The organism is Streptococcus sp. A25 (assembly GCF_043674095.1).
GTDB lineage: Bacteria > Bacillota > Bacilli > Lactobacillales > Streptococcaceae > Streptococcus > Streptococcus suis_V.
This window is the reverse complement of sequence record NZ_JBIMJO010000015.1, coordinates 21632-46429: the sequence shown is the minus strand read 5'-3', so window position 1 is coordinate 46429 and position 24798 is coordinate 21632. Positions and strand designations below refer to the sequence as shown.

24 protein-coding genes, 1 tRNA gene and 1 pseudogene are annotated in these 24798 nt (G+C 44.2%); 18 read left to right on the top strand and 8 right to left on the bottom strand.

What is annotated here, in order from left to right:
* Positions 1–59: 59 nt before the first annotated feature.
* The 9 genes from rpsO to ACHBID_RS07750 all read left to right on the top strand — a co-directional run bounded on the left by rpsO (position 60) and on the right by ACHBID_RS07750 (position 8119).
* On the top strand, positions 60–329 hold the full coding sequence (rpsO, locus tag ACHBID_RS07790) for a 30S ribosomal protein S15 (RefSeq protein WP_002938849.1): 270 nt from the start codon (positions 60–62) through the stop codon (positions 327–329).
* Between the two features lie 401 nt (positions 330–730).
* Entirely contained in the window at positions 731–2950 is a 2220-nt protein-coding gene (pnp, locus tag ACHBID_RS07785) for a polyribonucleotide nucleotidyltransferase (protein WP_248042577.1), read from the top strand.
* 53 nt (positions 2951–3003) lie between these two features.
* Positions 3004–3621, top strand: coding sequence for a serine O-acetyltransferase (cysE, locus tag ACHBID_RS07780; protein WP_024383941.1), 618 nt, complete (start codon positions 3004–3006; stop codon positions 3619–3621).
* 55 nt (positions 3622–3676) lie between these two features.
* Positions 3677–4537, top strand: coding sequence for a GNAT family N-acetyltransferase (locus tag ACHBID_RS07775; protein ID WP_394731985.1), 861 nt, complete (start codon positions 3677–3679; stop codon positions 4535–4537).
* A gap of 1 nt (position 4538) precedes the next feature.
* Positions 4539–5312 (top strand): nucleoside phosphorylase, encoded by a 774-nt coding sequence (locus tag ACHBID_RS07770; protein ID WP_394731987.1) that lies wholly within the window; start codon positions 4539–4541, stop codon positions 5310–5312.
* Entirely contained in the window at positions 5306–5491 is a 186-nt protein-coding gene (locus ACHBID_RS07765) for a hypothetical protein (protein WP_024418656.1), read from the top strand. Before ACHBID_RS07770 ends, ACHBID_RS07765 begins: the two co-directional genes overlap by 7 nt.
* Before the next feature lie 10 nt (positions 5492–5501).
* On the top strand, positions 5502–6845 hold the full coding sequence (gene cysS, locus ACHBID_RS07760) for a cysteine--tRNA ligase (protein ID WP_394731989.1): 1344 nt from the start codon (positions 5502–5504) through the stop codon (positions 6843–6845).
* A complete protein-coding gene (locus ACHBID_RS07755) occupies positions 6838–7236 on the top strand; it encodes a Mini-ribonuclease 3 (protein WP_394731992.1) in 399 nt (132 codons plus the stop codon). Before cysS ends, ACHBID_RS07755 begins: the two co-directional genes overlap by 8 nt.
* Before the next feature lie 22 nt (positions 7237–7258).
* Positions 7259–8119, top strand: coding sequence for a helix-turn-helix domain-containing protein (locus ACHBID_RS07750; protein WP_161943060.1), 861 nt, complete (start codon positions 7259–7261; stop codon positions 8117–8119).
* 307 nt (positions 8120–8426) lie between these two features.
* Here ACHBID_RS07750 and ACHBID_RS07745 read toward each other — a convergent pair.
* Positions 8427–8497 (bottom strand) — tRNA-Cys (locus tag ACHBID_RS07745).
* A 174-nt stretch (positions 8498–8671) separates the two neighbouring features.
* Between ACHBID_RS07745 and ACHBID_RS07740 the strand changes: the two genes are divergently transcribed.
* From ACHBID_RS07740 to tsf, 4 genes are all read left to right on the top strand, one after another.
* Positions 8672–9799: a DUF6287 domain-containing protein gene (locus tag ACHBID_RS07740; RefSeq protein ID WP_105160309.1), complete on the top strand. Its 1128-nt coding sequence runs from the start codon at positions 8672–8674 to the stop codon at positions 9797–9799.
* 10 nt (positions 9800–9809) lie between these two features.
* Entirely contained in the window at positions 9810–10805 is a 996-nt protein-coding gene (locus ACHBID_RS07735; protein WP_161948231.1) for a DUF4767 domain-containing protein, read from the top strand.
* A gap of 186 nt (positions 10806–10991) precedes the next feature.
* On the top strand, positions 10992–11768 hold the full coding sequence (gene rpsB, locus ACHBID_RS07730; protein ID WP_172021128.1) for a 30S ribosomal protein S2: 777 nt from the start codon (positions 10992–10994) through the stop codon (positions 11766–11768).
* Between the two features lie 68 nt (positions 11769–11836).
* Positions 11837–12877 carry a translation elongation factor Ts gene (tsf, locus tag ACHBID_RS07725; RefSeq protein WP_394731995.1) on the top strand — a complete coding sequence of 347 codons (1041 nt, stop codon included), beginning with the start codon at positions 11837–11839 and terminating at the stop codon, positions 12875–12877.
* Positions 12878–13254: 377 nt separating this feature from the next.
* Here the strand turns inward: tsf and gdhA are convergent, their stop codons facing one another.
* Positions 13255–14601, bottom strand: a complete 1347-nt coding sequence (gene gdhA, locus ACHBID_RS07720; protein ID WP_394731997.1) for an NADP-specific glutamate dehydrogenase — start codon at positions 14599–14601, stop codon at positions 13255–13257.
* Between the two features lie 220 nt (positions 14602–14821).
* Here gdhA and ACHBID_RS07715 point away from each other — a divergent pair, with 220 nt between their 5' ends.
* Positions 14822–15766: a dihydroorotate oxidase gene (locus tag ACHBID_RS07715; RefSeq protein WP_394731999.1), complete on the top strand. Its 945-nt coding sequence runs from the start codon at positions 14822–14824 to the stop codon at positions 15764–15766.
* A gap of 39 nt (positions 15767–15805) precedes the next feature.
* Here the strand turns inward: ACHBID_RS07715 and ACHBID_RS07710 are convergent, their stop codons facing one another.
* Together ACHBID_RS07710 and ACHBID_RS07705 are read right to left on the bottom strand one after the other, a co-directional pair.
* Positions 15806–16018 carry a hypothetical protein gene (locus ACHBID_RS07710; RefSeq protein WP_172079308.1) on the bottom strand — a complete coding sequence of 71 codons (213 nt, stop codon included), beginning with the start codon at positions 16016–16018 and terminating at the stop codon, positions 15806–15808.
* A gap of 97 nt (positions 16019–16115) precedes the next feature.
* A complete protein-coding gene (locus ACHBID_RS07705) occupies positions 16116–17303 on the bottom strand; it encodes a chromate transporter (RefSeq protein ID WP_394732000.1) in 1188 nt (395 codons plus the stop codon).
* Between the two features lie 173 nt (positions 17304–17476).
* On the opposite strand from ACHBID_RS07705, the gene ACHBID_RS07700 reads away from it, so the two are divergent.
* Together ACHBID_RS07700 and ACHBID_RS07695 are read left to right on the top strand one after the other, a co-directional pair.
* The gene (locus ACHBID_RS07700) at positions 17477–18769 is read left to right on the top strand and encodes a CapA family protein (protein ID WP_394732004.1); all 1293 of its coding nucleotides are present in this window, start codon (positions 17477–17479) and stop codon (positions 18767–18769) included.
* A 129-nt stretch (positions 18770–18898) separates the two neighbouring features.
* Complete coding sequence (locus tag ACHBID_RS07695) at positions 18899–19273, top strand: hypothetical protein (protein ID WP_394732005.1); 375 nt, start codon at positions 18899–18901, stop codon at positions 19271–19273.
* A gap of 51 nt (positions 19274–19324) precedes the next feature.
* Here ACHBID_RS07695 and ACHBID_RS07690 read toward each other — a convergent pair.
* A pseudogene (locus tag ACHBID_RS07690) lies at positions 19325–19596 on the bottom strand (type II toxin-antitoxin system YafQ family toxin).
* Positions 19596–19871, bottom strand: a complete 276-nt coding sequence (locus tag ACHBID_RS07685) for a type II toxin-antitoxin system RelB/DinJ family antitoxin (protein WP_394732007.1) — start codon at positions 19869–19871, stop codon at positions 19596–19598. The pseudogene ACHBID_RS07690 and the gene ACHBID_RS07685 overlap by 1 nt, the downstream one beginning before the upstream one ends.
* Before the next feature lie 178 nt (positions 19872–20049).
* Between ACHBID_RS07685 and ACHBID_RS07680 the strand changes: the two genes are divergently transcribed.
* Positions 20050–20880 (top strand): Cof-type HAD-IIB family hydrolase, encoded by an 831-nt coding sequence (locus ACHBID_RS07680; RefSeq protein ID WP_394732008.1) that lies wholly within the window; start codon positions 20050–20052, stop codon positions 20878–20880.
* Positions 20881–20907: 27 nt separating this feature from the next.
* Here the strand turns inward: ACHBID_RS07680 and ACHBID_RS07675 are convergent, their stop codons facing one another.
* Positions 20908–21447 carry a TetR/AcrR family transcriptional regulator C-terminal domain-containing protein gene (locus ACHBID_RS07675; protein WP_172060034.1) on the bottom strand — a complete coding sequence of 180 codons (540 nt, stop codon included), beginning with the start codon at positions 21445–21447 and terminating at the stop codon, positions 20908–20910.
* 126 nt (positions 21448–21573) lie between these two features.
* On the opposite strand from ACHBID_RS07675, the gene ACHBID_RS07670 reads away from it, so the two are divergent.
* Positions 21574–24033, top strand: coding sequence for a YhgE/Pip family protein (locus ACHBID_RS07670; protein WP_394732011.1), 2460 nt, complete (start codon positions 21574–21576; stop codon positions 24031–24033).
* A 44-nt stretch (positions 24034–24077) separates the two neighbouring features.
* Here the strand turns inward: ACHBID_RS07670 and ACHBID_RS07665 are convergent, their stop codons facing one another.
* The gene (locus tag ACHBID_RS07665; RefSeq protein WP_105110693.1) at positions 24078–24569 is read right to left on the bottom strand and encodes a phosphatidylglycerophosphatase A; all 492 of its coding nucleotides are present in this window, start codon (positions 24567–24569) and stop codon (positions 24078–24080) included.
* Positions 24570–24798 lie beyond the last annotated feature (229 nt).

Below are 24798 nucleotides of genomic sequence, written 5' to 3'. Positions count from 1 at the left end.
TGGTTACAGGTCGCCAACCTGTCACTCGGATTAGGCTCAAAAACAAAGGAGAACATATCATGGCAATCTCAAAAGAGAAAAAAAATGAAATCATGGCACAATATGCTCGTCATGAAGGCGACACAGGTTCAGTTGAAGTACAAGTAGCAGTACTTACTTGGGAAATCAACCACCTTAACGACCACATCAAACAACACAAAAAAGACCACGCAACTTACCGTGGTTTGATGAAAAAAATCGGTCGCCGTCGTAACTTGTTGGCATACCTACGCCGCACAGACGTAAACCGTTACCGTGAATTGATTCACTCACTCGGACTCCGTCGTTAAGATAAGATACGGAGGCGTGAGAAGCACAGCGAAATTAGGAAATTTTTGCAACAAGTTTACTTGTCAAAAATTTATCTATTTCGCACAGCTTCTAGCCGAAGTTCAATTCAGCAAGAGCCTGTTTTTCAGGTTCTTTTTTGTTTTCCCGTTTTCTCATTTTTCCGCGTTTTTAGGTTGTGTAAGGTATTGATTTTTAGTTCTGTTTCTCTTTTTTGAGTTACTCATTCGTTTTTCAACTTATTTTAGCAGAAATTACTTTCTCAATTTCCCACATTTTCCATCAAATATGATAAAATATGAGGTATGCGTGGTTTTGTGCAAAAGAGAGTGAAACAAGCTTGTTTGATTGTCTTTTGTAGAAAACACGCAAGAAAAATTTCAGAAAAAATAGGAGACAATTCATGTCAAAACAAGTATTTGAAACGGTTTTTGCTGGTAAGAAATTGGTCGTTGAAACTGGCCAGGTTGCCAAACAAGCCAACGGTGCGGTGGTCGTTCGCTATGGCGATTCAACAGTATTGACTGCGGCAGTTATGTCCAAGAAAATGGCGACGGGTGATTTCTTCCCCCTCCAAGTCAACTATGAAGAGAAAATGTACGCTGCTGGGAAATTCCCAGGTGGCTGGATGAAGCGTGAGGGCCGTCCATCAACCGATGCGACTTTGACAGCCCGTTTGATTGATCGTCCGATTCGTCCAATGTTTGCGGAAGGCTTCCGTAACGAAGTCCAAGTCATCAACACAGTGCTTTCTTACGATCCAGATGCTTCTGCTCCAATGGCAGCCATGTTTGGTTCTTCATTGGCATTGGCAATCTCAGACATCCCATTCAACGGCCCAATCGCAGGTGTGCAGGTCGGCTATGTCAACGGTGAACTCATCATCAACCCTGACAAGGCTCAGATGGAAGAGTCCCTCCTTGACTTGACAGTGGCTGGTAACAAGGACGCTATCAACATGGTTGAATCGGGTGCCAAAGAATTGTCAGAAGACATCATGTTGGAAGCCCTCTTGAAAGGTCATGCGGCCATTCAAGAACTGCTTGATTTCCAAAATCAAATCGTAGCAGCAGTTGGCAAGGAAAAAGCAGATGTGGAGCTTCTTCAAGTGGATCCAGAATTGCAGGCTGAGATTGTTGCAGCTTACAATGACGATTTGAAAAAAGCGGTGCAGGTAGAAGAAAAATTGGCCCGTGAAGATGCGACCAATGCGGTGCGTGAAACGGTCATCGCAGCTTACGAAGAAAAATACGCTGAACACGAAGAATTTGACCGCATCATGCGTGACGTTCATGAAATCTTGGAACTCATGGAGCACGCAGAGGTTCGTCGTTTGATTACAGAAGACAAGGTCCGCCCAGATGGTCGCCGTGTGGATGAGATTCGTCCGCTAGACGCAGAAGTAGATTTCTTGCCAAACGTTCACGGTTCAGGTCTCTTTACTCGTGGTCAAACGCAAGCCCTTTCTGTCTTGACCTTGGCACCAATGGGTGAAACCCAAATCATCGACGGTTTGGATGATGAGTACAAGAAACGCTTCTTGCACCACTACAATTTCCCACAATATTCAGTCGGCTCAACTGGTCGTTATGGAGCACCTGGTCGTCGTGAGATTGGTCACGGAGCCCTTGGTGAGCGTGCCCTTGAGCAAGTCTTGCCTAGCTTGGAAGAGTTCCCTTACGCTATCCGCTTGGTAGCAGAAGTCTTGGAATCAAACGGTTCCTCATCACAGGCTTCTATCACAGCTGGTACCCTTGCCCTCATGGCAGGTGGTGTACCAATCAAGGCACCAGTTGCAGGGATTGCCATGGGTCTGATCTCAGACGGTACCAATTACACTGTTCTGACTGATATTCAAGGTCTTGAGGACCACTTTGGCGACATGGACTTCAAGGTAGCTGGTACCCGTGACGGTATCACAGCCCTTCAAATGGACATCAAGATCGACGGTATCACACCGCAAATCTTGGAAGAAGCCTTGGCACAGGCTAAGAAAGCTCGCTTTGAAATCCTCGATGTGATTGAAGCAACTATCCCAGAAGTTCGTCCTGACTTGGCACCAACTGCACCGAAGATTGATACCATCAAGATTGATGTAGATAAGATCAAGATTGTCATCGGTAAGGGTGGCGAAACTATTGATAAGATTATTGCAGAAACTGGCGTGAAAATCGATATTGACGAAGACGGTCTTGTGGCTATCTTCTCACCAGATCGCGATGCGATTGAGCGGACCAAAGAAATCATCGCAGGTCTTGTTCGCGAGGCAAAAGTGGACGAAGTCTTCCAAGCAAAAGTCGTTCGTTTGGAGAAATTCGGTGCCTTTGTCAACCTCTTTGACAAGACAGATGCCTTGGTTCACGTTTCTGAAATGGCTTGGACCCGTGTCAATAAACCAGAAGATTTGGTTGAAATTGGTGATATTGTTGATGTCAAAGTTATCAAGATTGATGATAAAGGACGTATTGACGCTTCTATGAAGGCTCTTCTTCCAAAACCAGAAGGTTATGTGGAGCCAGAAAAACGCGAGCGTTCTGACAAACCTCGCCGTCCAAGAGACCACAAAGAGAAAAAAGACAACAACTTTGGCGAATTCAAATTCCACAAGGTTGAAAAGAAATAAGCTGAGTAGACAAGTTCGGTAGCGGGCTTGTCTTCTCGCTAGAAGGAGTGACTATGGGTTGGTGGAAGGACACCATTGAGATTGTAAAAGAAAAAGATCCGGCAGCACGGACGACCTTGGAAGTTCTTTTGACCTACCCAGGTGTCAAGGCCTTGGCTGCCCACCGTCTGTCCCACTGGATGTGGAAAAAAGGCTTTAAATTACTAGCTAGGATGCACAGCCAATTTTGGCGTTTTTGGACCAATATTGAAATTCATCCAGGTGCTGAGATTGCTTCAGGGGTCTTCATTGACCACGGAGCTGGTTTGGTTATCGGAGAGACCGCCATTATTGAATCAGGTGTCATGCTTTACCACGGGGTGACGCTTGGTGGTACGGGTAAGGATTGTGGCAAACGCCATCCGACTGTGCGAAAAGGGGCTCTGGTTTCTGCTCACGCCCAAGTCATTGGCCCTATTGAGATTGGGGAAAATGCTAAAGTGGGTGCAGCTGCCGTTGTCCTAGCCGATGTTCCAGCAGATGTGACAGTGGTCGGTATGCCAGCCAAAATCGTCCGTGTACACGGTCAAAAAGATGAGAAGGTCATTCATGACATGGAAGGTGGCCGTGAACACTACACGACTAAATTAGCAGAGTTGAGAGAGGCTAGTCACCGTTCGTCGCATTTGTAGGAAAGTCACATATGGTAAGTTCTATGTGATTTAGCCATAGAGAGGAAAAATAAGCATGATAATAGCCACTAATGTCCTAAATTCCCAGCAGTTATCTGCAGCAAAAACTCTGATAAGTACTGTACAATCCCATGACGGAACCTATCGTGACCCTTACCTGTCAAATATGCTCAACTTTGACCCTGAAATGCCAGCTTTTTTCTTGGCCTATCAAGGCGAACAGTTGGTGGGGCTCTTGACTGTGTATGCCGATGATGAGGATGTAGAACTTGCAATTCTCGTACACCCAGACTACCGCAGACAGGGTCTGGCACGCCAGCTTTATGATTGCTACCAGATGAAGACGGCAAACTATCCTATCGCTAGTGTGACCTTTCAGACCGAACGTGTCTTTCTGGACAAGCACCCAGACCTTGTGACAGCATGGAACTTGGTCGAAGATACGGATACTGAGACATGGCTGGGACGTGAGCGAGAGCCTTATCAGTTCTCACAACAGGCTGAACTCACAGTAAGTTTGGCACAGGCTCACCATGCAGACGACATTGCGTGTTTCCAGACAAAGGTCTTTGATAGCGACTATGAGGTGGCTCTTCGTTACGCACGTGAGGCTATCGCTGATGCAGACAGCTTGCTTTATCTTTTGGAACATAGCGGAGCGGTTATCGGCTCTTGCACAGTAGATATATCGACCGATGATAACTATCTTTACGGTTTAGCTATCGCACCAGATCAGCAACAAAAAGGTTACGGCACTTACTTAGTCAAAGCTGTCATCAATGACCTTATCAGGAAAAACGACAAACCTTTTCAAATCGCTGTCGAAGATGACAACCTCATCGCTAAGCGGCTGTATGAAACTATCGGTTTTACAAAGCAGACACAAGTAGTTTACCTAGACCCAAAAGGAGAATGATATGCTACTAGAAGAATTTGAAAACACCTCTGCTGTTATTGAACCGACGGATAAGGCTATCCGTGGTGGCGGTGAGGTATGTGAGACCATGATTTTCTCCTTCAATGGGGAAATTGTAGATTGTGTCCGTCAGCTACCTGAGAGCAGAGAAGGTGGTCATTTACAGACCCTAAATGGTCGTCATCCTTGGTATATTTTGGAAAGAGATGGACTGCAGGTTGCGGTCATGTTGGCAGTAATCGGTGCTCCAATGGCAGTTGGTCATCTGGAAGAGCTGAAAGCCTGTGGCTTTGAGAATTTTATAGTTCTTGGTTCCTGCGGTGTGCTGGATAAGTCGCTTGCTGCGGATAAGATTATCCTTCCTAGCTCTGCTCTTCGGGATGAGGGAACTAGCTACCACTACGCTCCTGCTAGCGAGGAAATCAGCTATGACCCTGCTCTGCTATTGACCATGGAAAAGGCCTTGGACCAAGCAGGAATCGAATACGTGTGGGCCAAGACCTGGACCACGGACGCTTTCTATCGGGAAACGGCTGCCAAGGTCAAACGCCGCCTAGCGGCTGGTGCTATGGTCGTCGATATGGAGGCTTCTGCTATCATGGCTTGGGCCAATTATCGTCAGGCCAAGGTCTATCAGTTTTTCTACACGGCGGACTATGTGGACCACCACAAGAATGAATGGGATGCCCGTCGGGAAGAACGGACGGTTGACAGTATGACCTTCTTTGAAGTGGCCATGGCCATTGCAAGAACATTAGAAAGTAGATCATGTTAAAAAAATTAGTAAGACAAAACTGGCCTTATGTGTTGACCGCCATCGGTGGAACAATTCTATTTATCCTTAAATTTTCCCAAGGAAACTGGCAGCTAGGGATGATTTGGTTGGCCGCGACAGCTTATTGGCTAGTAAAATTGTATCAAAAGTATCAAGTCCTAAAGAATACTCAGAAGTAATGGAGAAACTATGATTAAAATTTACGATACCATGACCCGCAGTCTGCGTGACTTTGTGCCCTTGGAAGAGGGTAAGGTTAAGATGTATGTTTGCGGTCCGACGGTTTACAACTATATCCATATCGGTAATGCCCGTAGCGTTGTGGCTTTTGATACCATCCGCCGCTATTTTGAATATCGTGGCTTTGATGTGACCTACATCTCCAACTTTACAGATGTGGATGACAAGATTATCAAAGCTGCTAATGAAGCTGGTATGACAACCAAGGAACTGTCTGATAAATTTATAGCAGCCTTCAAGGAAGATGTGGCAAAGTTAGGTGTCAAGCGAGCTACCAAAAACCCTCGGGTAATCGACTATATGGATGAAATCATTGCTTTTGTGCAGGTCTTGATTGATAAGGGTTACGCCTATGAAGCTTCTGGAGATGTTTATTTCCGTGTGGAAAAGGCTGAAAACTATGCTCGTTTGGCCAACAAAACCCTGTCTGACTTGGAGGCTGGGGCTTCTGGCCGGGTTGAGGGAGAAGGTCAGCTGAAAGAACATCCTTTCGACTTTGCCCTGTGGAAAACTGCCAAGCCAGGTGAAGTATCTTGGGAAAGTCCTTGGGGAGCAGGCCGTCCAGGTTGGCATATTGAGTGCTCGGTCATGGCGACAGAGATTTTGGGAGCTACCATTGATATTCACGGTGGTGGTGCGGACTTGGAATTTCCTCACCATACCAATGAGATTGCCCAGTCAGAGTGCAAGACAGGTCAAACCTTTTCCAACTACTGGATGCACAATGCCATGCTCAACATCAATGATGAGAAGATGTCCAAGTCCTTGGGCAATTTCCTGACAGCACATGATATGTTGGAACAAATTGATGGTCAGGTCTTGCGATTCTTCCTATCTACCCAGCACTACCGTCGTCCGCTTAACTATACAGAAAAGGCGATTTCAGATGCGGAAATCAATCTCAAATATCTGAAAAATACTTATACACAACCTATGCAAAACTCTGTGGATAAGTCAGCTCTTGAATTACATCTGGCGGCCTTTGAAGCGGCAATGGATGATGATTTCAATGCGGCAAATGGGATTACGGCTATCTTTGACTTTGCCAAATGGATCAACTCAGGCAATTACGATGAAGCTGTAAAAGAAGCCTTTGGCAAGATGCTCGCCGTCTTTGGTATTGTCTTTGAAGAAGAAGTCTTGGACAGCGAGATTGAAGCCTTGATAGAAGAGCGTCAAGCAGCGCGTGCCAATCGGGACTTTGCGACGGCTGACCGTATTCGTGATGAATTGGCAGCCCAGGGCATCAAGCTCTTGGATACCAAAGATGGTGTGAGGTGGGCACGTGACTAAGGCAGTAGATGTCAATCTCATCAATGGAATTGCCCTGGCTTTTGAAGGGGATGCTGTCTATTCCATGTATATCAGACGGCACTTGATCTTCAAAGGGCTGACCAAGCCCAATCAATTGCACGGTGAGGCTAACAAATACGTCTCGGCCAAGGCTCAGGCAAGTCTGATCTCTGCCCTCTTAGAAGCTCAGCTATTGACCGAAAAAGAGGAAGAAATCTACAAGCGAGGCCGCAATGCCAATAGCCACACCAAGGCCAAGAATGCAGATGTAGTGACCTACCGGATGTCCACAGGTTTCGAGGCGGTTTTGGGATACCTGCACATGACCGATCAGTTGGAGCGCCTGGAGGAGCTGGTGGCTTGGTGTATCGCGCAGGTGGAGAGTGACTAGGGACTATTTCATGGAGGCAAGTGTGGATAAGAATAAGTTAAAGCAATATTTTCCGACGGCATCACTTGCTGATTCTCCTCAGAAAAGGGAGGGGATGGCTAGTTTGAGCTTGGGAGAACGGTTTTTCTTGAATCTAGAATTAAACAGTCTGACAGATAGAGAGCGCTATTTGTTGGAACTTCTGCAGGAAAATCAGGACAATATTCCTCGCGCTCCGTGGCAAGATTTTTTTGATGGGCAAGGTCCGATGCCGACTTCGGTTGGGCAGTTGCAGGTCCTTCAAATAAAGTTATGGTCCAATCCCAGCGAGGAGGTTGTGCAGGCCTGGTTAGAATTCATGGAAACCTTGTTACCGAATTTGGTTAGTCACTATGCCTCAGCATCGGATTATTTTGTATTTATCATGGATCAGCGTCCTTTTATTGACTATCAGGAGATTCTCAGAGATACAATTGGAGTCATGGAATATGACTTTGGCATAAAGATGACTGCTTTTCTGGGGCAAATTTGGCCGGGTCAGGTTCAAGAATGGTGGCCAGATGCCATAAGGGCTGAAATGGATTTATTCCGTAGTTGGATGCAAAAGAATCTTTCTGCTAGCTTTTTAACCTTTAGTCAATTGTTCTTTTTGGATGGGGCTAAGGACAAGGCGATCATGCGCATTTTATCGGATATGATTGCGAAACATGAGATGGAAGATGTAATTCGTGCACTTTGGGACAATGGTGCAGTGTTGACCAAGGCGGCGCAAAGTTTGTTTGTTCATAGGAATACCTTGCTGTACCGATTGGACAAATGGTTCGAATTGACAGGCTTGCAGCTGAGGGAATTGACGGATTTGGCGCTCCTATACTATATAGTGGAGAGCCAGGTATTGGGATGATGACGAGGTCAGAAAGGATCCTGACGCACCTGTGAGGGTACCTGAGATGTTGGATGCGCCGCCCAACCGCTATCATTGTATGTTGAATTGAGCCTTCTGGAGAAATCCGAGGGCTTTTTGTGTATAAGTCGATTGGGGATAAATGGCAAGAGTAAATAGAGTCATTTTAATAAATCAAAGAAAAATTTGCCCACCATTTGCCCACCAACTTTACCAAACTTAACCGAATTTAACCGAATAAAAAATCAAAAAAGCCCGAAAAATCGAGCTTTTGACTTGTATAAATTCGGATAAAATCCTATAATAAAGGCGGTAGACGGATTTGAACCGACGATCAAGCTTTTGCAGAGCCGTGCCTTACCACTTGGCTATACCGCCATAACAAAGAATATTGTACCTTAAAAAGCGAAAAGGGTCAAGTGGTAAAATCAATATTTAGATATTATTGAAAAAGGAAATTGGCGTTTGGAAGTATGTCGTATGTAGAGAGTCCGAGAGTTTAACAAAAGATTTCGATTTTTTGTCGGTGCATATTTTATTTTGGGGGTTAGAATGAAAAAACATTTTTTACTAGGTCTGGTGTGCTTGATGACTTTATCGGCTTGTGCTCAATCCAACATTCCGGCTGAAACAGAGAACTCTTCTTCGACAAGTCAGGAAAGTTCTACCAGTTCAAGTGAGCTAAAGATAGACGATAAAGAGTTGTATCAGGCAGTCTTTGCTGACTATCAGAAAATCGTGGAATTTGCAGCTACAGCTGATCCAAGTAATGTAGATGGTGTGCTAACGGTATTGAATGAACTTCAGTTTCCGATGAATTCTTGGGTTATGGAAAGTGCAGTAAAAACTGCTCCCCATTTAAGATATGCCTTTTATGATCTTAATCAGGATGGTCAGCATGAACTGTTTATCGGATCTGAAAATACAGACGGGTCAGTATTTGTAACGGGATTCTACGCGATTATTGATGGTCAGGTTTCATTGTTGGCGGAAGGTTTTGTGGCTGGACATGGTGGTGCAAGGAGCGCAGTGGCGTTGTTCAATGATGGGGAATTTATTAGCTATGGTTGGAGTTCAGGGACAGGAGATGCCGTAGGTACGCTTAATAAGTTAGATGCAAATGGTCAATTGATTGAGGGAGTCGCGCAAGATTTTCATATGAGAGATGAACTTGTTTCTGTTTTTGGAAAGACAGAGTCAGAAATTCTAGATCCTAATCAATTTGACTGGGAAGAATTTGAGATTGACAGAACAGAATCAGAAACAGAAATGAGCAGTTCAGATCAAACAGATGGTGTCCAGTCCATGAATTTGGAACAAATCCTAGCTGGAAACTTTTCTAGTTTGGAAGGAGAGTGGGTCAATGAACGCGGTGATCGGATTGAGATTGATAGTCAAGGAAATGTGGCTGTAAATGGTGGTGGCAATACTGCCTTTGTTGATGTACAAAATGCCAAGTTTGAAGGTGAAGTTCTTTTAGCAGGAATTACCAATCCAAATGCTATGGCGTCACCTACCATACCAACTTTGCTGATTCCAAAAGGGGTACAGAATACTTATGGATTTTTAGAAGGGCATTGCGATCAGACGGACACTAGCAAGGATAGGATTTTTACTACCCAGAGTGTTGCAACGACAGAAAGCTTTAGCCAAGGTGTCTTTTATCGAGTGGATGATTAGGAGAGATGGGATGAAAAAGAATAGAATTATATCAGGCTTACTTTTGGGAGCGAGTGTCAGCTTGCTGGCGGCCTGCGGTAGTCAGAAGCGGGAAGTAACCCCGACATCTTCATCTACTTCTATAAGTTCGACTAGTTCTAGTTCTAGCATATCAACCACCTCTTCGACCACCTCTGTAGTCAGTAGTTCAAGTAGCCAAACGGGCTTGTGGGATGCTGGTAAAGCAGAAGTGCTGAGAAGTTTTGTGATAGACCAATGGGGACCATCGTTCTCGCCTCCTCAATACTATTTATCCTATCATCCAAGAAATGAGGGAAGCTTTTTTGGGGTGAGCTTGCCGTCAGGGGTTCTAAGTGGTCCTGGTCAGCAAATGACACCCGATTTTCAAGGGGAGACTCCGGAATTGGTTTGGAGCGAGAATGGTCAAGTGGAGGCAGGTCAGACAGCTGTGGTCGGAATCTATTCAGATATTGAAGCATCAAAATCCCAATTAGCCCACCTCTATCTCTTTACTATCAAGGATGGCCAAGGTATTGCTTGGATTACCGAGCAAAATCAGGGCAATCCAGAAAAACGTTTGTATTTCCGACCAACCAAAAACCAGGAATTACAAGCCTTCTTTGAAAACTTGGTTCTCGATGGTAGTTCGATTGCAGCGACTGAAACCAGTTCAGCGACGGCTACTCAGTCTTCAGTAGACACCAAGAATTTGACCGTCGAGCAAGCGGCTAATTGGGCCAAGGCACATCGAGCATCAGAATATGGAAGTCCATATAATAAATCGGATTTCATCTCACAAGTAATTTCTAACAATCAATCATCGGATGGTTTGGCCTACATTGAAGTTCGAGAAGACCATAATAGTGCAAATATGCAGGCAGCAGGAGCGGATAGGAGTGTTTCCTCTGGAGCAGCCTTTTACCGTGTCAATGCTAATGGTCAGTTAGAGAAAATGGATGTTGTTGCAGGGTCTTATTCAGTAGTAGCTGAAACCTACTTTGAATAGGAGAAAAGGTAGGATTTTGACGAATTTATCTACTATTTTACTTGAAAATAGGCAGGTATTCTGATATACTGATAGAGTTGCTGTGCAACAAATACTCATCTTGAATCAATTGTGGTCTTGTTGCCGAAAGGTTGGGCTGCAAGTCGAAGTTCGGGAGAGGAGAAAAAACAAAAAGGAGAAATACTCATGGCAGTAATTTCAATGAAACAACTTCTTGAGGCTGGTGTACACTTCGGTCACCAAACTCGTCGCTGGAATCCTAAGATGGCTAAATACATCTTCACAGAGCGTAACGGTATCCACGTTATCGACTTGCAACAAACTGTAAAATTGGCTGACCAAGCTTACGAATTCATCCGTGACGCTGCAGCAAACGACGCAGTTATCCTCTTTGTAGGTACTAAAAAGCAAGCTGCTGAAGCTGTTAAAGACGAAGCTATCCGCGCTGGTCAATACTTCATCAACCACCGTTGGTTGGGTGGAACTCTTACAAACTGGGGTACAATCCAAAAACGTATCGCTCGTTTGAAAGAAATCAACCGTCTGGAAGAAGATGGAACTTTCGACGTGCTTCCTAAGAAAGAAGTAGCATTGTTGAACAAACAACGTGCTCGTCTTGAAAAATTCTTGGGCGGTATCGCTGACATGCCACGCATTCCAGATGTAATGTTCGTTGTTGACCCACATAAAGAGCAAATCGCTGTCAAAGAAGCTAAAAAATTGGGTATCCCAGTTGTAGCGATGGTTGACACAAACACTGATCCAGATGATATTGATGTTATCATCCCAGCTAACGATGACGCTATCCGCGCTGTTAAATTGATCACAGCTAAAATGGCTGATGCTATCATCGAAGGCAACCAAGGTGAAGACAGCGTAGCAGCAGTTGAAGCTGAATTGGCAGCTGAGCCAGCATCTACAGAATCAATCGAAGAATTGGTTGAAGTTGTAGAAGGTAAATAAGTAAAAACCTAGAGGGGCAGGGCTGAGCCCGCTCCTCTATTTTATAAATACAAACAAGGAGAATAGACATGGCAGAAATTACAGCAGCTCTCGTTAAAGAATTGCGTGAAAAATCAGGTGCTGGCGTTATGGACGCGAAAAAAGCATTGGTAGAAACTGAAGGTGATATCGAAAAAGCAATCGAATTGCTTCGTGAAAAAGGTATGGCTAAGGCAGCTAAGAAAGCTGACCGTGTAGCAGCTGAAGGTTTGACTGGTGTTTACGTGAATGGTAACGTAGCAGCAGTTGTTGAAGTGAACGCTGAAACTGACTTTGTTGCGAAAAACGCTCAATTCGTTGAATTGGTAAACACTACTGCTAAAGTAATTGCAGAAGGTAAACCAGCGGACAACGAAGCAGCTCTTAAATTGACAATGCCTTCAGGTGAAACCCTTGAAGAAGCATATGTAAACGCAACTGCAACAATCGGTGAGAAAATCTCATTCCGTCGCTTTGCTTTGGTTGAAAAAACAGATGCTCAAGCATTTGGTGCATACCAACACAACGGCGGCCGTATCGGTGTTATCTCAGTTGTTGAAGGTGGCGACGAAACTCTTGCAAAACAAATCTCAATGCACATCGCTGCGATGAAACCAACTGTTCTTTCTTACACTGAATTGGATGAGCAATTCGTTAAAGATGAGTTGGCACAAATCAACCACAAAATCGAACAAGATAACGAAAGCCGTGCAATGGTTGACAAACCAGCATTGCCACTCTTGCAATATGGTTCTAAAGCTCAATTGACTGACGAAGTGATTGCAGCAGCTGAAGAAGCTATCAAAGCAGAATTGGCAGCAGAAGGCAAACCAGAAAAAATCTGGGACAAAATTATCCCAGGTAAAATGGATCGCTTCATGCTTGACAACACTCAAGTTGACCAAGCTTACACTCTTCTTGCTCAAGTTTACATCATGGACGACAGCAAAACAGTTGAAGCTTACTTGAACTCAGTCAACGCTTCAGTTGTAGAATTTGCTCGTTTCGAAGTGGGTGAAGGTATCGAGAAAGCTTCAAATGACTTTGAAGCAGAAGTTGCAGCGACAATGGCAGCAGCTCTTGGTAAATAAGAATAAAGATTACAAAGCAGGTTAGTTGAACTAGCCTGCTTTTCTTATCCTTTGCATCTCTGGTCCATGCTTCTCCATTCTTGATAAGAGAAATGTGGCTCTTAATGGAAATTTATCACAGTCTGGGGACTGGGAGGTTGGAAGAAATATGGTAATCCTGTTGGCTACAACAAGTCGATAATTGAACTCAGTTACTGGCTTGTTTGCAAGTCAATAGGCAGATAATCTTCGCGGAAGTTTTTCACCCGTCAAGATAAGTTGATAATCTTTAATATGATTTTTGGAGGTTTTCCATGTCTGGAAGTCTCTTAGAAGAAAAGAACACCACAATTGACACGTCAATTGTGGTGTATTTTTATCATGAAATATGTGTGTGATTATACCAAACCTTGGGCAATCATAGCATCTGCAACTTGTTCGAAGGCTGCGATGTTAGCACCTGCGAGGTAGTCTGTACCAAGGTCGTATTTTTCAGCAGTTTCTTTGGCTGTGTTGAAGATATTTGCCATGATGTCTTTGAGACGACCGTCTACTTCTTCACGAGTCCATGAAAGACGGAGGCTGTTTTGGCTCATTTCAAGGGCAGATACGGCTACACCACCAGCGTTGGCAGCTTTTGCAAGACCGTAAAGAACGCCATTTTCTTTATAAACTTTGATAGCATCAAGGTCAGATGGCATGTTGGCACCTTCAGCCACACAGTAAACGCCATTTTTCACAAGGGCAGCAGCTTGCTCGCCGTTGATTTCGTTTTGAGTCGCACATGGAAGGGCAATGTCAGCCTTGCCGTCGTAATTCCATACAGAGCCTTCATGGTAAGTGGCAGTTGCTTTTTCTGCAGCGTATTCAGTCAAACGAGCACGACGGTTGTTTTTGACGTCGCAAAGAAGGTCGAAGTCGATACCAGTTTCGTCGATGATGTAACCATTTGAGTCTGAGACAGAGATGACTTTTGCGCCGAGCTCTGTTGCTTTTTGAACAGCGAACTGGGCAACGTTACCAGAACCTGAGATAAGGACTGTTTGGTCTTTGAAGGATTTACCGTTTGCTGCCAACATGTTATCAGTGAAGTAAACCAAACCGTAACCAGTTGCTTCTGGGCGGATCAATGAACCACCGAAGCCAAGAGGCTTACCAGTCAAGACACCTGCATCAAACTGGCGGAGGCGTTTGTATTGACCGTACATGTAACCAATCTCGCGACCGCCAACACCGATGTCACCAGCAGGCACGTCAAGTGATGGGCCGATATGTTTTTGCAATTCTGTCATGAAGCTTTGGCAGAAACGCATGATTTCAGCATCTGTCTTGCCTTTTGGATCGAAGTCAGATCCACCTTTACCACCGCCGATTGGTAGACCAGTCAAGACGTTTTTGAAGATTTGCTCGAAACCAAGGAATTTCAAGATGGACTGTGTAACAGTTGGGTGGAAGCGAAGACCGCCCTTGTATGGACCTACAGCTGAGTTAAATTGAACGCGGTAGCCGCGGTTGACTTGCACATTGCCGTCTTTGTCAGTCCAAGGAACACGGAAGCTGATTACACGTTCTGGCTCAACGATACGAGCCAGGATGTTTTCTTCGATGTATTCTGGATGTGCTTCAAAAACAGGCTCAAGTGTTGAGAAGAGTTCTTCAACCGCTTGGAGGAATTCTGTTTCGTGAGGGTTGCGGGCTTTGACTGCTTCAAAAGAAGCTTGAATATAAGCTTTTGCATTTGACATAGGGCCACCTGATTTCTTTTTTATTTATTAAATTGTCTGACAATTTAATTTATGAAAATTATTATAGCACTATGATTTTTAAATGTAAAGAAGAAAATGCAAAATTTTTTAAAAATTTTCAAAATTCCCTGATAAAAGCCGAACAATGGCAGTAAATAGGGAAAATCCGTATGTTTTCTATGGTATAATCAAGCTAGAAAACGCAAAAAGGAGTTATAGAATGGTTTCAACAGCGACGACATTGGGTGGATTTTCTTTTGACAATTGTTTGATGAATGCGGCAGGTGTCTGGTGCATGACCAAGGAAGAGTTGGATGGTGTGAAAACCTCAGCAGCAGGAACCTTTGTCACCAAGACCGCTACACTGGAATACCGGGAGGGGAATCCAGAGCCGCGCTACAAAAATGTACCGCTGGGGTCTATTAATTCCATGGGCTTGCCCAATCAAGGCCTAGATTATTATTTAGATTATCTTTTGGAGTTACAGGAAGAAGAACCAGAACGTACCTTTGTTCTTTCATTAGTAGGCATGTCGCCAGATGAGACCCACACCATTCTCAAAAAAGTGCAGGATAGTGCCTTTCAAGGGTTAGTTGAACTCAATCTTTCTTGTCCGAATGTTCCGGGGAAACCGCAGATTGCCTATGATTTTGAAACGACAGAAACCATCTTGCGGGAAGCCTTTGCCTATTTCACCAAACCGCTGGGCATCAAGTTGCCACCTTATTTTGATATTGTGCATTTTGACCAGGCTGCTGCGATTTTCAATCAATTTCCGCTCAAGTTTGTCAACTGTGTGAATTCGATTGGCAACGGTCTTTATATAGAAGATGAGAGCGTGATTATCAAGCCTAAAAATGGATTTGGTGGTATCGGTGGCGAATACATCAAGCCGACTGCTTTGGCAAACGTCCATGCCTTTTACCAACGCCTTAAGCCAGAAATTCAAATCGTAGGAACGGGTGGTGTCTTGACAGGACGCGATGCCTTTGAACACATTCTCTGCGGTGCCAGCATGGTTCAAATCGGGACAACTCTGCAAAAAGAAGGGCTAGCAGCCTTTGACCGTATTACCCAAGAACTCCGAGACATTATGGCTGAAAAAGGCTATGAAACCATTGAAGATTTCCGTGGGAAATTGCACCATTTGGATGACCTTACGTAAAAAAGAAACAGTAAAAGAGTTTGGGGCTTCCAAACTCTTTTACTTACGGTTAAAATAATTAAACAAATCACCGATGGTTTTTTGGTGCATATTCACTAGCTCCTGGCCATCAAGGGTGACACTTTCAATCACGAAGAAATCCTGTAGTTGCGGAACTTCCCGAGATTGTAGCATCAGAAATTCTTCTGGACTTTCATACTGCTTTTCTGATGGATGGGCAATTTGTGATTGATAATACCGAATGTGTAACATAATAGACCTCCGTTCGTGACTGCTTGGGACTCATGCACCTCAAGTCGAGTTTTATCTATCTCTTATTATATCACTAATTAGTCATTACCCAACACTTTTAACCGATGAAAAATCCTAATAGCATAACGGCGATGACTAGTAGTGGAGACGGGATGCGTTTGGATAGGAGGAGTAGGGTTGCCAGAATACAGATGAAGCACTCCCCTCCTGATGATAGGCCCTGCAACTGATTCAAAGCTGTCCAGCTGATGATGGCAGCGACTGCCCAGGAGATGCCCTTTAAGAATGAGGAAACATAATGTAACTGACGATAGACCTGCCAAAGGGGGGTTGCGAAATAGACAAGCAGGATTCCAGGAAGGAAAATGAGTCCTCCACCCAATAGGCCAGCTAGGAATTTTACCACTATTCCTCCTGTCACAGAGCGGTCAGCGACAAAGGAAGCAAAGCTGAAGAGTGGCCCAGGAACTGCCTGATCCAAGCTATAGCCCGCTAGAAAATCAGCCTGGCTGAGAAATCCTTCTTGTTTGACCAGGTCTTGAATCATTAGCGGAATCATGATTTGTCCACCGCCAATGATGGAATAGCCATAGCGATAAATAGATGCAAACAAGCGACTATCGCCACCAAAATAGTTTGCCATTGCAGAAAATAGAATAGCTAGGATGATAATGGTGGCTGGTAATTGCCATCTGACCTTGTTGGTTTTGGGGATATTTTGCAATTCTTGTCCGGCTTGCCCCCAGACGGGCACCAAGCCTGCTAGACCTCCTGCAAGTAGAAGCAAGAGAATAGACCAGCTAGAAAGTGGAATAAGAACAAAACTCAGAAGACAGAAAGAGATGTATAGGATGAGGTCTTTTTTGGACGTGACGACCTTCCTGGTCAGTTGAATGGCTGCGTAGAGAATGAAGGAGACTGCTACGGCAGGTAAGAAAATCAGTAGCTTGTTCCAAGCCTGGTTTTGAGCTACCCATTCCAGACCGATTCCTAAGCTGGTCATGATGACTAAGGCAGGAAGAATCCAGATGAGAAAGCTAGCCAAGGCAATCCATGGCCCGCCTACACGATAACCGATGGCAGTAATGGTTTGTGTACTGGAAGGTCCAGGCAAGAGCGAAAAAATTCCGATGAGTTCCGTCATCTCCTCCTGGCTGATATACTTCTTTTTGTCAATCAATTCCCTGCTAAAGACACCGTAGTGAGCTTCGGGCCCGCCGTAGGAGGCTAGTGAACAGAGAAAGACATCTTTTAAAAATTGTTTGTTTTGTATGTGTTGCGGCATAGTGTTCTCCAAATCTATTCTTATTTCAGTCTATCATAAATTGACAGATTAACCAGGTAATCTATTAGAAATATGTGTAAAATTCTTGTAAAAGTCTACAGGTATTGTCTGGATTTTTGAGGTAAAAAGGCGTATAATGAAAGGGATTATAGGAAAGAGAGAGGTCGCCTTCTATGTCTAGAACATCATTACAGGAACGTCGGAAACTTGCTAGAAAGGCACGGAACAAGCGCCAATTTATGTTTATCTGCCTTTTGGCTGCGGTCATCCTGTCCATTATTCTCGTGCATGACCATGTTTTGCCCTTGTTTGGTAAGGCGGATAGGACCAGCCAGCAATCATCTGGGATAGGTTCTTGGTTTTCAGGCAAGCAGGATGAGGTGCAGACCGCCCGTATCATGGCTCATGGGGACTTGCTTTACCATGATATCCTCTATTGGAGTGCTCTCCAGGCGGATGGGACCTATGATTTTTCTGAGAATTTTACCTATGTGAAACCCTGGATTGAGCAGGCTGATTTGGCTATTGCGGACTTTGAGGGGACTATTTCTCCTGATTTTCCTTTGGCTGGCTATCCTTTGTTTAATGCGCCGGCCCAGGTGGCAAAGGATATTCGTGGTGCAGGCTATGATGTGGTGGATTTGGCCCATAATCATATTCTGGATTCGCAGTTGTCGGGCCTCATTTCCACAGTGGAGACCTTTAAGAATGTCAATGTAGATGCAGTTGGTGTCTATGCGGAGGGCAATCGGGCGACAGCTCCCATTTATATTCGTGATGTCAATGGTATCAAGGTAGCAATTCTTGCCTATGCATATGGATTCAATGGGATGGAGGCATCATTGACCCAGGAAGAATACAATGCCTATCTGTCGGATTTTGACCGCAAGAAGATGAAGGCTGAGATTGAACTGGCTGAGAAAGAGGCGGACATTACTATCGTCATGCCTCAGACGGGTGTCGAATACCAGCTGGAGCCGACGGAGGAGCAGGTTAGTCTCTATCATGACATGATTAACTGGGGAGCAGACCTGGTGTTTGGCGGGCATCCCCATGTAGCGGAGCCTTCTGAGACGGTTGAAAAAGACGGTGAGAAGAAGTTAATCATCTACTCTATGGGGAATTTTATTTCTAACCAGCGGATTGAGACCATGGCGGGTGTTGCCAATGCCCAGTGGACCGAGCGTGGGGTGCTGATGGACGTGACGATAGAGAAGAAGGACGGTGTGACCCGCATCAAAACAGCCCAGGCCCATCCGACCTGGGTCAGCAAGGAACCTAAGGGACGTTTTTCACCGGAAGGCTACGAGCTCTATACCTATCAAACCCTGATTTTGGAAGATTTTGTCCAGGGTGGCAAGCATTATGGTCAACTGGATGCAGTAACCCAGAAGCGGGTAGATTTAGCCTATTCTGAGATGAATGAATTTATGGCTTTGGATTGGGTAACTGAGGAGAAGGAATAGTAGAGTCTATCTAAATTCTGAATGAAGAACATCTGCAGTTGACCAAGTAAGGTTCAGCAAAACGATGCCAGACAGTTATAAGATAAATAGGTATAGTCTGAAATTCCTGTAGATAAGAAGGAGTTAAACATGAGTAGGGGCTATCAAGATATACAATGTATGAGGGTTTGGATTGGAGGATATTTCGGTCCGATTAATTTTGTTGAAATGGATTTTGAAGATGAAGAAGTTATTTATACTCATATAGATGACCATGATTCAAGGAGTGAGCTAGAATTAAGTTTTTCAGCCTCTCAATTTAAACACGATTTAGAAAATTGTAGACTGCTTGAGTGGGACGAAGAATACATAAATCCATACGTTCTAGATGGCACTCAATGGTATGTAGACATTCTATTTAAAAGAAATGCGCCGTTGAGAATTGAAGGTTCGAATGCTTATCCAAAAACATTTGACCAGCTTTGCAGTGCTATTTCAGAAATTATACAGGCTGATTTTATCTAGTCGACTAGTTGGAATGAGTTATAAAATAAAAACAGCCACTCTAATGAGTGACTAAAATAAATCTGAGTGTGTGCCAGTATCAATCAAGGTCAAGCTTAGAATATCATTTTCTATTAAATAGATTAGGAGCCAATCTGGTTTAATATGGCACTCATAATATCCGGAAAAATTTCCTGTCAGCATATGATTTTGATGTTTGTCTTCAAGTGGGATACCTTGGCTTAGTTTCGTAATAATTTCTTCCAACAAACCCAGATCGTATCCACGTTTCTTCATTAACTTGTAGCTTTTTTGAATTTGTTCGTGAACTTTATTTGATATATTATTCTTCATCCAATGCCTTAAATAAATCTTGGACAGTTGCATAACTTAGTACATTTGGATCACGTGAAATCTTTCGTGCTTCTTCCATTGCCTCCAAGGTTTCTTGATTGTATTTTGGTAGCTCTACGGAAAATGGTAAACCGCCACGCAATACGCATTGGCGTAAGAAGATATTCACTGCACTGGACATATCTAAGCCCAGTCTTGCAAACAAGGCATTAGCGTCTTCTTTAACGGTTGTTTCAATTCTGATTTGAGTTGGACTTGTGGCCATTTGATACACCTCTTTCTTATCATATTTTACTACAAATGCATTACTTTATAAATTTATTAAGTAACAAAAGAGAGTTTTCTGTATTATAATTGTAAAGCACAGATTAAGAACTGATATAATGAGGTAAGAATTGTGGGCCTTTGATTTGAAATTCCATTGAAAGGGAAAGGATTGATGTATGATAAAACTAATAGCAACAGATATGGATGGAACCCTCTTAGATGGGAATGGTCAGATTGACCGAGCGCGCTTTTCAGCAATCTTGGACCAGCTAGATGCGCGTGACATCCCCTTTGTCATCGCTAGCGGCAATGGTATGGCCCGGCTCTTGAAATTGTGTCAGGGCTTTGAGGACCGCTTGATTTTTGTATCGGACAACGGGGCCCGTGTGGTTGAAAAAGGGGAAACCAGGGTGCGGCATATGTTGGACCGGGACCTGGTGGCAGCTATTCTGGACTACTTTAGAGGTAGTTGGGGAGAGGTGTGCTTGATGCTAGCCAATGATCAGACCATTTTTATGCAGGAGGGGGCCAATCAGCCCTTCGCAGGTTCTGATTTGCCGATTGCTCCAGAGCAAATGCAGGCTTTCTTGGACAAGGTGACCTTCCTAGCGGATTTGAGCCAGTTGCCAGCTGAACAGCCTATCTACAAGGCTGGCATTTGGGTGGAGGAAGGTAAGGTCGAGGTTCTGACCTCAGCCTTTAATCGGGCATTTGAGGGTAGGTTGACGGCTGTGACCAGCGGTTATGGCTCTATTGACATCCTGCCAGTTGGTATTCACAAGGCTTGGGGCATCGAGCAGGTCATCCAACCGTTGGGCATTACAATGGCTCAGGTTATGGCTTTCGGCGATTCTGACAATGACCTTGAAATGCTGGCGCAGGCAGGTTATTCCTACGCTATGGAAAATGCGACGGATAGGGTCAAGGCCGTTGCCAAATACCGCGCTCCCAGCCATTTGGACAGTGGCGTCTTGCAGGTTATCGAAGAATTTTTACAAACACACTAAAAAGCCAGTCAAATGAGTGGCTTTTCTTCATTCTCGCGGTAGCATTTTCAAGAAAAAATCGGTCATATATTGAGGAGATTCTTGCTTCCCATTTTTTATCCATGCTTGTGTAATTCCGAAGAAGGCATGCGAAAAGTAAATACTACGGTACTCGTTTTCAAGTGGTGATAAATCTTCTTTTCCCAAACGCTCGGACAAATCATTTGCGATAAGTAATCGGACTTTATTTATTAGAAAACTCTGTATTTCTTGAGTACCATTATGGGTCAATAAGGATGAGAGTAATATTTCTCGGTAGAGCAATTCAAAAATTTCTAAGAAAGAGGACTGTCGATTTCCATCATAGCGATCAAATATGGCCTCTAACTTGTGAAATAAGCCTTGTTGGTAGGAGTCAATCAATTCATACTTATCCTTATAATGGGTATAAAAACTTGAGCGACTAATTCCTGCTGTCTGAGCGAGATGAGTGGTTGTAATCTCGTTAAATCCTTGAGTTTCTAAGCAAGTCACCATTGCTTCTAAAATGGCTTGACGTGTCCGTTCTTTTCGATTATCTGTTCCCATATTTTCTCCTTTTGAACATTTTTAGACACATTGTCCAAAAAATGATTCTTATTACTTGATTTTAAAAATGATACTTGTATAATATATTTTATCAGTTTTTGGACAGGATGTCTAAAGGAGTTTCTTATGTCGGAAAAAGTAAAGAATTTTTTCAAAAAACCAATGACCTTGATCACCATTCTCGGTGTTTCCTGTGTCCCAGCCTTATATAACATTAGTTTCCTAACCTCTATGTGGGACCCTTACGGGCGACTAGACCAGTTGCCTGTGGCAGTTGTCAATCAAGACCAGTCGGCGAGCTTTCAAGATAAAACCCTCACCATTGGTGATGATATGGTGGATAATATGAAAGAGAGCAAGAGCCTGGATTTCCACTTTGTATCAGAAAAAGATGCGGAAAAAGGCTTGGAAGAAGGGGACTATTATATGGTCATTACCCTACCAGAAGATTTATCGGAAAAAGCCTCCAGTCTCTTGACGGATCAGCCTAAACCACTAACGATTTCCTATCAAACCTCCAAAGGTCACAGCTTTGTTGCTTCTAAGATGGGTGAATCAGCTATGGAGAAATTAAAGACATCTGTTTCAGAGACGATTACTGAAACCTACACAACTGCCGTTTTTGATAGTATGAGAGAAATTCAAAATGGCATGGTCGAGGCGGCAGATGGTAGCCAACAATTAACAGATGGTGCTACTCAATTGGAATCAGGCAGTCAAACACTCTCAAATGGACTGACTACTTTAACGACTTCGGGTCAAGCACTCGTGACAGGAGCAAACCAATTGGCCACTGGAGTAGTGTCTTATACAGATGGAGTCAATCAGGCTGCAACGGGAAGTCAAACACTGACCAGTGGCTTAACCACCTACACAAATGGGGTAGCTAGTCTTGCTTCAGGTGCGGAGCAATTAAATGCCAATTCCTCTCAGCTCATCGCTGGAGTGGGACAATTGCAATCAGGAGCAAGTCAGGTTGAACAACTGGTAACAGGGGCCAATCAATTGCAGACAGGCTTGGAGCAACTCGCTAGTTCAACTAGTTTGTCTGCTGAACAGTCTAGTCAGATACAAGCACTCTTGACAGGGCTTCCACAGTTGCAGGCGGCCATCAATCAATTAAATGATAGCCTATCAAGTATCGGAGGACTTACAGTAGATACAAGCAGTTTATCCAATCTCTTGACAGAGATGGGGAGCCAAACTCAAGGATTGTTGACAGCAGCGCAAGCGGATAAAACAGCCAGCATTGAAGCCTTGCAAGCAACGGCTACCTATCAAAACTTGACAGCTGATCAGCAAGCTGAATTGGTTGGTGCCCTTCAAAATTCACCTTCGACAACAGTGACATTAGCCCAAACGATTCTGGGTCAATTGTCGCAACTCAGTCAAGCCCTATCAAGCTTGCAAAGTCTTTCTGGCATGGCAACACAAATGAGCCAGCTACAATCAGCTGTCGGTCAGATCAACACGGCTGCCAATCAAGCATTGCCAGGCGCCACAACAGCCATTGAAAACCTATCAAGTGGCTTGAGTCAGGTCAACACCGCCTTGAACCAACAAGTTCTACCAGGAACTCAAGCCTTGACGAGTGGTGTGAGTCAACTTCAAACGCAATTATCAAATGGAGCAAGTCAGCTCATGTCAGGAGTAACAGCCTATACCGCTGGTGTTTCCCAATTAGCAGCAGGTGGAGCCCAGTTGGTTGCAAACAATAGCAGCATCCAATCAGGAGGTAGCCAGTTAACATCAGGATTGGCAACCTTAGCATCCAACTCCAGTCAACTTGTCAGTGGTTCAGGACAACTGGCTTCTGGTAGTCAGCAATTGATTTCTGGTGCAGAACAGTTGGCTAGTGGCGGTCAAACCCTTACAAGCGGTATTTCCAGTCTTCGTACAGGTAGTGAAACCCTAACGAATTCACTCAGCTCAGCCAGTCAACAACTATCAGTCGTCTCTGTAGAAGACAAAAATGCACAAGCAGTTTCTCAACCAGTCACCTTGGAACACAGCGACCAAGATGATGTGAAGACCAACGGTGTCGGAATGGCTCCTTATATGGTATCAGTCGCACTGATGGTTGTAGCCTTATCAGCGAATGTTATTTTCGTTAAACATCTTGATAATCGTTCCTACAAGAATCGTTGGGATTGGGCTAAAGGGAAATTGTTACTGAATGGTACGATAGCCAGCCTAGCAGCAGTGATTCTGTACGGTGTTCTTCGCTTGATTGGAATCGATCCAGCTCATCCTATGGCAACCTTGGGATTAATCCTCTTAGCCTCTTGGACCTTCATGGCCCTCGTTACAGCCCTGGTGGGGTGGAACGATCGTTTCGGATCCTTTGCCAGCTTAATTCTCTTGTTACTAGAGCTTGGATCAAGCGCAGGTACCTACCCAATCGAACTTAGCCCACGCTTCTTCCAAGTCATTCAGCCCTATCTTCCAATGACCTATTCTGTTTCAGGACTTCGTCAAACCATTTCAATGGTTGGAAATAGCAGTCATCAAGTTTGGATGCTGAGCCTCTTCTTAATAGGCTTCATGGGATTAGGTCTCTTGATTTATAATCAGAATAATGAATAATTAGAAAACCAACTGCTCCATGTGTTGAACAGTTGGTTTTTCAGTTAATTTTGATTGGTAATAGCACTTTTATCGGGGTCGTTGTGGGCAATCCGACTGGCTGCTGCCGCAGCAATGGCACAGACAATGTCGTCTAGGAAGGTATGACAATGTTGGCCATCCTTGCTATTAAGTTCAGAGATGATGCCAGGCTTGGACTTGTCCAGAAAGCCATAGTTGGTAAAACCGATAGTCCCGTAGAGATTGACGATGGAGAGACCGAGGATTTCATCAATTCCGTAGAGTCCTTCGTCATTCATGAGGACGGATTGAAGGGGTTGGGATACCAAGCCCTGTTCAGCCAATTTGTCTATTTCAATCCCCGTCACGATAGCATTTTGTACCTCGCGTTTTTCTAGGACGGCCTGAACATTTTCCAAACACTCCGCAAATTCCAAATCAGGAATGTATTTGTTTTGCAGGTGCATGACCAATTCGGCAATGCGCTCGAGTGGTACGCCACGTTCGTCTAGTAGGGTTAGTGCTTGTGTTTTCATCTTATTAACGTCATTTAGTTTTTCTTTTATTACTTCGTTAGCTCGGTTTGCCTAACCCCAGTTATGCCTACACCTCGCTGCCTAGTACTAAAAGTAAACTAAAAGACTTTACCTCCTTTATTCATTAGGGAATTATTTTCCTTCCAAGATTGATTGTACCGTTTGTGGCGGTGATGGTCAATTTATTTTTGCTGTCTTTATTGCCAACGGTAAGACTCTGCTTGTCGTC

What these genes read in the sequence shown, in the direction of transcription:
- ACHBID_RS07715 (WP_394731999.1), top strand. Translation starts at nt 14,822, where the DNA reads ATGGTTTCAACAGCGACGACATTGGGTGGATTTTCTTTTGACAATTGT.
- cysS (WP_394731989.1), top strand. Translation starts at nt 5,502, where the DNA reads ATGATTAAAATTTACGATACCATGACCCGCAGTCTGCGTGACTTTGTG.
- cysE (WP_024383941.1), top strand. Translation starts at nt 3,004, where the DNA reads ATGGGTTGGTGGAAGGACACCATTGAGATTGTAAAAGAAAAAGATCCG.
- ACHBID_RS07700 (WP_394732004.1), top strand. Translation starts at nt 17,477, where the DNA reads ATGTCTAGAACATCATTACAGGAACGTCGGAAACTTGCTAGAAAGGCA.
- ACHBID_RS07685 (WP_394732007.1), bottom strand. Translation starts at nt 19,871, where the DNA reads ATGGCCACAAGTCCAACTCAAATCAGAATTGAAACAACCGTTAAAGAA.
- ACHBID_RS07765 (WP_024418656.1), top strand. Translation starts at nt 5,306, where the DNA reads ATGTTAAAAAAATTAGTAAGACAAAACTGGCCTTATGTGTTGACCGCC.
- ACHBID_RS07695 (WP_394732005.1), top strand. Translation starts at nt 18,899, where the DNA reads ATGAGTAGGGGCTATCAAGATATACAATGTATGAGGGTTTGGATTGGA.
- ACHBID_RS07740 (WP_105160309.1), top strand. Translation starts at nt 8,672, where the DNA reads ATGAAAAAACATTTTTTACTAGGTCTGGTGTGCTTGATGACTTTATCG.
- ACHBID_RS07670 (WP_394732011.1), top strand. Translation starts at nt 21,574, where the DNA reads ATGTCGGAAAAAGTAAAGAATTTTTTCAAAAAACCAATGACCTTGATC.
- ACHBID_RS07675 (WP_172060034.1), bottom strand. Translation starts at nt 21,447, where the DNA reads ATGGGAACAGATAATCGAAAAGAACGGACACGTCAAGCCATTTTAGAA.
- tsf (WP_394731995.1), top strand. Translation starts at nt 11,837, where the DNA reads ATGGCAGAAATTACAGCAGCTCTCGTTAAAGAATTGCGTGAAAAATCA.
- ACHBID_RS07775 (WP_394731985.1), top strand. Translation starts at nt 3,677, where the DNA reads ATGATAATAGCCACTAATGTCCTAAATTCCCAGCAGTTATCTGCAGCA.
- ACHBID_RS07710 (WP_172079308.1), bottom strand. Translation starts at nt 16,018, where the DNA reads ATGTTACACATTCGGTATTATCAATCACAAATTGCCCATCCATCAGAA.
- ACHBID_RS07680 (WP_394732008.1), top strand. Translation starts at nt 20,050, where the DNA reads ATGATAAAACTAATAGCAACAGATATGGATGGAACCCTCTTAGATGGG.
- ACHBID_RS07770 (WP_394731987.1), top strand. Translation starts at nt 4,539, where the DNA reads ATGCTACTAGAAGAATTTGAAAACACCTCTGCTGTTATTGAACCGACG.
- pnp (WP_248042577.1), top strand. Translation starts at nt 731, where the DNA reads ATGTCAAAACAAGTATTTGAAACGGTTTTTGCTGGTAAGAAATTGGTC.
- ACHBID_RS07705 (WP_394732000.1), bottom strand. Translation starts at nt 17,303, where the DNA reads ATGCCGCAACACATACAAAACAAACAATTTTTAAAAGATGTCTTTCTC.
- ACHBID_RS07735 (WP_161948231.1), top strand. Translation starts at nt 9,810, where the DNA reads ATGAAAAAGAATAGAATTATATCAGGCTTACTTTTGGGAGCGAGTGTC.
- gdhA (WP_394731997.1), bottom strand. Translation starts at nt 14,601, where the DNA reads ATGTCAAATGCAAAAGCTTATATTCAAGCTTCTTTTGAAGCAGTCAAA.
- rpsO (WP_002938849.1), top strand. Translation starts at nt 60, where the DNA reads ATGGCAATCTCAAAAGAGAAAAAAAATGAAATCATGGCACAATATGCT.
- ACHBID_RS07665 (WP_105110693.1), bottom strand. Translation starts at nt 24,569, where the DNA reads ATGAAAACACAAGCACTAACCCTACTAGACGAACGTGGCGTACCACTC.
- rpsB (WP_172021128.1), top strand. Translation starts at nt 10,992, where the DNA reads ATGGCAGTAATTTCAATGAAACAACTTCTTGAGGCTGGTGTACACTTC.